This window comes from Rubrimonas cliftonensis (assembly GCF_900107585.1).
Lineage (GTDB): Bacteria > Pseudomonadota > Alphaproteobacteria > Rhodobacterales > Rhodobacteraceae > Rubrimonas > Rubrimonas cliftonensis.
In genome coordinates this window covers 1-6,608 of sequence record NZ_FNQM01000053.1, presented here as the reverse complement: position 1 = coordinate 6,608, position 6,608 = coordinate 1, and the positions used below count along the sequence as shown (strand labels likewise).

General features: G+C 67.2%; 4 protein-coding genes and 1 pseudogene. 2 read left to right on the top strand and 3 right to left on the bottom strand.

Features of this window, described 5'->3' with window-relative positions:
* Positions 1-65: 65 nt before the first annotated feature.
* Positions 66-695: a hypothetical protein gene (locus BLW43_RS22125; protein ID WP_093256990.1), complete on the bottom strand. Its 630-nt coding sequence runs from the start codon at positions 693-695 to the stop codon at positions 66-68.
* 330 nt (positions 696-1,025) lie between these two features.
* On the bottom strand, positions 1,026-3,704 hold the full coding sequence (locus BLW43_RS22120; RefSeq protein ID WP_093256987.1) for a beta strand repeat-containing protein: 2,679 nt from the start codon (positions 3,702-3,704) through the stop codon (positions 1,026-1,028).
* 323 nt (positions 3,705-4,027) lie between these two features.
* Here BLW43_RS22120 and BLW43_RS22115 point away from each other — a divergent pair, with 323 nt between their 5' ends.
* Positions 4,028-5,875, top strand: a complete 1,848-nt coding sequence (locus BLW43_RS22115) for an ATP-binding protein (RefSeq protein WP_093256984.1) — start codon at positions 4,028-4,030, stop codon at positions 5,873-5,875.
* Here the strand turns inward: BLW43_RS22115 and BLW43_RS22110 are convergent.
* Positions 5,864-6,484 carry a helix-turn-helix domain-containing protein gene (locus BLW43_RS22110; protein ID WP_245731170.1) on the bottom strand — a complete coding sequence of 207 codons (621 nt, stop codon included), beginning with the start codon at positions 6,482-6,484 and terminating at the stop codon, positions 5,864-5,866. The genes BLW43_RS22115 and BLW43_RS22110 overlap by 12 nt on opposite strands.
* Here BLW43_RS22110 and BLW43_RS22105 point away from each other — a divergent pair.
* Positions 6,477-6,608: pseudogene (locus BLW43_RS22105) on the top strand (IS6 family transposase); the annotation flags it as partial. The gene BLW43_RS22110 and the pseudogene BLW43_RS22105 sit on opposite strands and share 8 nt — an antisense overlap.

Sequence of the window (6,608 nt, the reverse complement as noted above, 5' to 3'; positions counted from 1 at the left end):
TTCCAAAGCCTGCCTGACGATCAGCGGTTGTGGCAAAAAGGCCAAACGCGGGTTCGCAATTTCAATCACTTAGCCAATCTGTTGTCGAACTTGGGGGGACTGGCTCGCCGGCGCCGCGCGAACGCTGCGAGCAGGGCGAGGGCGCTGACCGCCATGGGCAGGGCGGCGGGTAGCGGGATCACGGCGGGGTGAAGCTCGAAGCGCGCGTCCGTCGGGTCGAAGCCGTTCGAGCCGAACGCTGAGGCGGCGTCGTCGCCGAAGTCGCCGAAGATCCGCGCGAGCGCCAGCATTCCGTATTCGGCGGGCCCGGAGATGACCTCGAACAGAAGTTCCAGCACGTCCTCGCCGGGGCCGATGGAGAAAGCGACATCGGTCAGATCGCCGGTCAGAAAGAAGCCTCCCGCCTGCGGCCCCGGGCCGACGAGCAGGAGTCCCCCCTCGGGACCAACGCTTCCGTCCGCGAGGATCTCGGCGACGATGTCGATGTCGAGGCCCGTCGCCTCCGCCGGCTCCGAGGAGACCGCTCCGACCCCGAAGAACTCGAAGTCGAACAGGCCGGGGGAGTTGCTCGCGTCGCCGACGCCGGTGAGCGTCGGCGCGTCCAGCGTGATCACGGAGAGGGTCGCGGCGCCGGATGGCGCGGCGGCCAGGACGATGGGCAGGAGTGCGATTGCGGGAAGGGTTTTGCGAAACATGGGAGCGATCCTTTCGGTTGGCGCGCCTCGCGGCGCTTTGGGCGCGGTGGCTGCGCGCGGGGGCGTCCGGTTGCGACGCCGCGCCGTCGTGGCGCCGATGGAACGCGATGAACGTCGCGCGGCGTGGTCTCGAACTTCCTGCCCCCCTGCACGTTCCGAACTGGTGGCGACGCTGACGCCGCCGGCCGGGTTGCGATGTGCTCTCCGGCGCAATCCTGGGGGCCCCGCGGCCTGCGACCGACGCAGGAAAGGCGGCGCAGGACATCCGGCGGAGGGTGGGCGCCCGCCGGGAGGGCTGCGCGCGCCGATCCTCGGCGCGCGCATGGGCCGTCACGCCGACAGCAGGTCGTCGAACAGCGTCCGGGCGTCGGCGACGTTCTGGAAGAGAACGACGTCGCGGTCGGCGCCGTCGAAGGTCAGGATCAGCGAGTTCCCGACCGCGAAAGCGCTTGCGACGCGCGAGAGGTCCGCGATGAAGGCGTCCTCGGTCACGTCGAAGTCCGTGATCCGCAGGAGGTCGCGCCGACCGTCGTCGATCAGCGAGCTTGCGAAGAAGAAGCTGTCGGCGCCCTCTCCGCCCGTCGCCACGTCGCGCCCGCCGCCGGCGTCGATCTCGTCGTCGCCGGCGCCGCCGATGATCCGGTCGCGGTCCCTTCCGCCGAACACGGCGAGGGAGCTCAGGGCGCCGGTTCCGTCGAAGACGTTCAGGCCCCCGCCGAGGTCGATCTCGCCGAGGACCGCGCCGCCCTCGATCAGCACGACGTCGTTTCCGTCGCCGAACAGCAGGCGGCCGTCGGTGACGCCGTCGGTCTGGCGGAACGTCAGCCCGAAATCGGACTCGCGCGCATCGAGGGCGATTGGGGCGGAGAGCAGCCCGGCGTTGACGATCTCGCCGCTGACCCGCACCCCCTGCTGGATCAGGATCGCGGCCGTGGCCTCGCTGTGGATGGCGCCCGTGTTGACGATGTCGCCGACGAACACGCTCGGCCCCTCGACGCCGGAGAACAGCCGCACGCCGCTGGCCTCGCCGCTGCCGGTCGCCTCGCCCCGGCCGTTGATCTCGCCGTGGTTGACGATGGTGGCGTTCACCACTGCGCCGAGCTGGAGCGAGATGGCGTCGGCGTTGAAGCTCACGCCGTTGAAGTCCATCCCCGCGTCGATCGACCCGGTGTTGAGGATCGAGAAGTCGTCCGCCGTGACGTCGCTGTAGACGACGCCGTTGCGGCTGTCGCCGAACCCGACGATTTCGCCGTGGTTCACCACCGACACGCCCGTTCCGTCGATGTTGAGAGCGCGCGACTCCGACGCGATGAGACCGCCGACCTCGTTCAGCAGCGTCAGCGCGTGATCGCCGTCACCGAGGTAGACGCCGTTGCGGACGCCGAAGATGAAGCCGCTGTTCGAGATCGTTCCATGGAACCCCACGCCGTCTTCCACGAGAATGGCGGCGTTCACGCCAACGTCCGCCTGCGAGATGATCTCGTTCCTGTTCTCGATCTCGCCGGTGAAGCGCGAGCCCGTCTCGGGGTTGGCGGAGAACAGCCGCACGCCGCTGCCCTGGCCGCCGGCGTCGATGAAGCCCGCGTTGTAGATCGACCCCTCGACCGCGTCGTCGAGCTCGAACGAAATGGCGTGTGAGTTGTTCAGGACGACGCTGGCGGCCCCGATCCTGCCGGTCTCGCCGTTCTCGATCCGGTAGCCCGTGGCGCTGGCGGTGGCGTAGATCACGCCGTTGCGCGCGTCGCCCGTCGTGGTGATGTCGCCGTCGTTCTTGATCGTCAGACCGACGCCGGCGATGTCGATGGCGCGCGAGACCGCGGTGATCGTGGCGTTCTCCTCGTTGACGATCACGCCCTCGGAATGGTCGCCCTCGCCGAAGCGGATCGCGTTCCGAACGCCCTCAATGATGCCGGAGGTCTCGGCGAGGTTCCGGATCTCGCCGACGAAGCTCACGCCGTCGTCGAAACGGATGGCGGCGTCGATGCCCGTGGTCGATTCCGCGATGATGCCCCCGCCGTTCTCGATCAGCGTGGTGAAGGTCGAGGGGCCGCCGGTCGGGGAATAGATCCAGATGCCACTCGCCTCGCCGCGGCCCTGGATCAGGCCCACGGTGTTCAGGATGTCGCCGAAGACGTTTTCGCCCAGTTCGACGGAGATGGCGTCGCCCGTGCCGCCCTCGGGCGACGTGATGTCGAGCTCGTTGATGATGGTGAAATTGTTGGAGGTGACGTCGGTGTAGACGACGCCGTTGCGCGGGTCGCCCGTGGTCTCGATCCGGCCGTTGTTGAACAGCGTGATCCCGTCGCCGCCGATGTTGACGGCGCGGCTGAAGCTGGTGATCAGGCCGAAGTTTTCGAGGGTCCCGGAGCTTTCCCCGCCGTTTACGAAATCGACGGCGGTGACGTCGCCGCTGATTTCGCCAAAGTTGACGATCGAGGCGTTCTCTCCCTCGACGCGGATGCCGACGACGCCGTTGATCACCGGACCCGCGATCGGCCCATCGATCGGGAACGGCTGACTGAACTCGACGTCGGAGAGCCCTTCCGGCCCGATCAGGCCGGGGAAGTCCAGCAGCGCCTCAGAGCCGCGGGGGAGGTCCCGCAGCTCCTCGACGTCGCGGCTGCTTTCTCTAGGCCTGAACGCGCCGGCGGTGTCGTTGGCGTCCCCGATGACGACGAGCCCGCCAGACGGCGGCGGGGGAGGCGCCGGCGGGCCGATGACGAGCGTGCCAGACAGCGGCGGTAACGGGGGCGGCGGGCCGACAAGCTCCTCGGCGATGTCGCGGTCGTTCAACACGGTCACGTTGTTTCCGAGGATGGAGACCGCAGTCCCGCGGAGGGAGCGGATTTCGCCGCTGTTGGCTAGGGTGGTGTCGTCGTCGGCGAGCGTCACCGCGGTGTCGGTGATGGTCCCGACGAGCGCCCCGAAGTGGACGACGATGGTGTCGCCGGGGTCGGTCGTCGTCTGGGGCGTCGTTACGCCGAGCGGATTGATGATGATGTCGGTCATGTCTCGCTCCCGAATTCGACAGGGGCGACGCCATCGCCGACCCAGAGCGCGGCGCCTGTGGAAGCCGGCCTCTCCTGCCTGGCCCCGCAGTCGTTTCTCGCTTGGTTGGGAGTATGAGAACGGCGCGTCGGGTCGATAGCCCACAAAGTTGTAGGGGGGGGATACGAAGATTGCAGCAACTGCGCGCCATGCGGCGTCGCCCCGAACACAAGCCGGCGCCCCGCCCGCTCGGACCAGGCCGATCGCCGCAAAAAAACCTCAGCGTAAGGAAACGCCGACTATGGTGACCGGACTGTAGGCCGGCAAAGGTGCAAGCAACCCCGATGGATCGAACGGCCGCGCCGTCGCTCATGCACGATGCAATCGCCGAGATCGCGCTTCGCGCGGCGGAGCCGCTTGCCCTGCTCGCCGATGACGATCACGCCACGGTGCTGTGGAGCAACGACGCCTTCCGGAATTCCCGGTTCTCGCATTCACCCGCGCTAAAACGGGAGATCGATGCGTGGCGGTCAGGTTCGCCGACCGACGTCCGTGACGATCCACCCCATGCCGGCGACCTGCGGATTGCGCGGGACGCCCGCTTTCCCGGACTGTTGCTGGTGCAGTTCGCCGATGCCGAGACCGGCCGCAGCGCCCGCCTCCTGCACACGCTGGTCGAGTCGCTTCCAGACGCCGTCTACGCCAAGGATCGCAAGGCGCGATTCATTCTGAAGAATCGCGCAGACGCCGAACTGATGGGGGAGCGCGATCCGGAAAAAGCTCTCGGCAAGACCGATTTCGACTACTATCCGCACGAGATTGCTCAGAGTTTCTTCGAAGATGACATGCGCGTCATTCGTGACGGGGAGTCGGTCATCGGCAAGATCGAGCGACTGGTCGATGAGCGCGGCCGCGAGCGATACTTCAGCACGACGAAGGTGCCGCTCCGCGACGCGACCGGCGAAATCGTCGGGTTGGTAGGCTGCGGGCGCGACGTCACGGAGAACTACGAGATGCAGCGCAGCGTGGCGGCGCTAGCGGACAAGAACCGCATCGCAGCCGAAGCGAAGGCGCGGTTTCTGGCGGTCATGAGCCACGAACTGCGCACGCCCATGACGGGCGTGCTCGGTCTGCTGGAAGTGCTCGCCAAGTCTCCGCTCGACCTGGACCAGGCGAGGATCGTCGGCTTCGCGCGCGAATGCGGCGCGACGCTGGTCAGTATCGTCAACGACATCCTTGATTATTCCAAGATTTCCGCCGGCAAGATGAGTGTGGAGACGGCCCCTTTCGATCTGGACGAACTGCCATCCATCATCGAGACGCTGCACGGCGCGAAGGTCTCGAGCGGAGGCGTCGCCCTGACGGTGCGCCGACTGCCTCGGTGCGCGCCGTTCCGCCTCGGCGACCGCCGGCTTCTGCTCCAGGTTCTGCACAATCTGGTCGGCAACGCCATCAAGTTCAGCCCCGGCGGCGAGGTCGACGTGACCTTCGACGACAGCGCGCCCGACCGGCTTCGCATGGTGGTCAGCGACACCGGCATCGGCATGACGGCGGAGCAGGTCGCGAACGTGTTCGAGCCGTTCGCGCAGGGCGACCAGACGACGACCCGCCGCTTCGGCGGCACGGGACTCGGACTGTCGATCGCGAAGGGCATCATCGAGGCGATGCAGGGAACCCTGTCGCTGACGTCCGTCCCCGGGCGCGGCACCGTCTTTTCAATCGACCTGCCCCTGCCGATCGCGGAGCGGCCCCAGCCCTCGACTTCGCGCGATGGCGACGCCAAGGGATCGGCGATCGGACCGCTAGCGCTGCTCGCCGCCGATGACAACCCGGTTAACCGGATGATTCTGAAGATGCTCCTGGAGCCGAGAGGCCATAGCGTGAAGCTGGTCGAGAGCGGCCCGGAAGCGATCCGCGAGGCTGGATGCAGCCGCTTCGACGCGCTGTTCATGGACATTTCGATGCCCGAGATGGACGGCGACGAGGCGCTGCGCCATATCCGGGCGGAAGCGACGGCGACCGAACGGCCGTGCCCGCCCGCCATCGCGCTTACCGCCAATGTCGGCGACGACGCCAAGCTCAGGCTGCTTGAGGCCGGTTTCTCGGATGTCGTCACGAAGCCGTACAACCTCGAGCAACTCGAGGCTGCGCTGCATCGAGCGCTGGGACGCGACAAGGGATCAAACGTCTAGCCGCCATCCCGTGGCGGCGGGCGGCGCCATCGCGCTCGCGGCGCTTGGGTTGTCACCGGCGCTCCGGCGCACGCGCGCGCGCCGGCCGCCTCGTCGAACGCCTTGATATCCCGGAGATGGCTGATGACGTCCGGCGCATTGACGGCACTGCAGCGAGACAGGGCGAACCGGATCGCGAACTGCCCGGCGATAGTCAGACGGGCTCATGTGCTGATGCTTGGCGAATACTCGGGCGAGTACCGGATTTGGCGAATAGCCAACATCAAAGGCGATCTCTGTGATCGGAATATCCGTCAGTTCGAGAAGTTCGCAGGCTTTCTCCATTCTCAGTCGGGTCAGATAGACCCGTGGCGGCACACCGACACTCTGCTTGAACATGCGGGCGAAATGAAAAGGTGAGAGCTGCGCCTCGGCCGCCAGTTCGTCCAGGCTGATGTCTTCCGACAGTCGCGCGCGCATGAGGTCCAGACAACGCCGCTCCGCCCAGGGGGCAAGGCCCCCCTTTGCCGGCGCGATCGGTGCTCCGCCCAACCGGCAAGGAGCTGTCGGGTTAACCTGGGGCGGTCTCGCCGCCGCTTCGAAGGGACGATAGTTGGCGGCGATGACCATGACCCCCGCCTCGTACAAGCGCCACCGGCATCCGCCGGCGATCATCTTCCACGCCGTCTGGCTGTACCTGCGCTTCTCGCTCAGCCTGCGGGCTGTCGAGGAGATGCTGCTCGCGCGCGGCGTC

Coding starts and splice junctions, on each gene's coding strand:
- BLW43_RS22125 (WP_093256990.1), bottom strand. CDS start 695: ATGTTTCGCAAAACCCTTCCCGCAATCGCACTCCTGCCCATCGTCCTG.
- BLW43_RS22110 (WP_245731170.1), bottom strand. CDS start 6,484: ATGGTCATCGCCGCCAACTATCGTCCCTTCGAAGCGGCGGCGAGACCG.
- BLW43_RS22115 (WP_093256984.1), top strand. CDS start 4,028: ATGGATCGAACGGCCGCGCCGTCGCTCATGCACGATGCAATCGCCGAG.
- BLW43_RS22120 (WP_093256987.1), bottom strand. CDS start 3,704: ATGACCGACATCATCATCAATCCGCTCGGCGTAACGACGCCCCAGACG.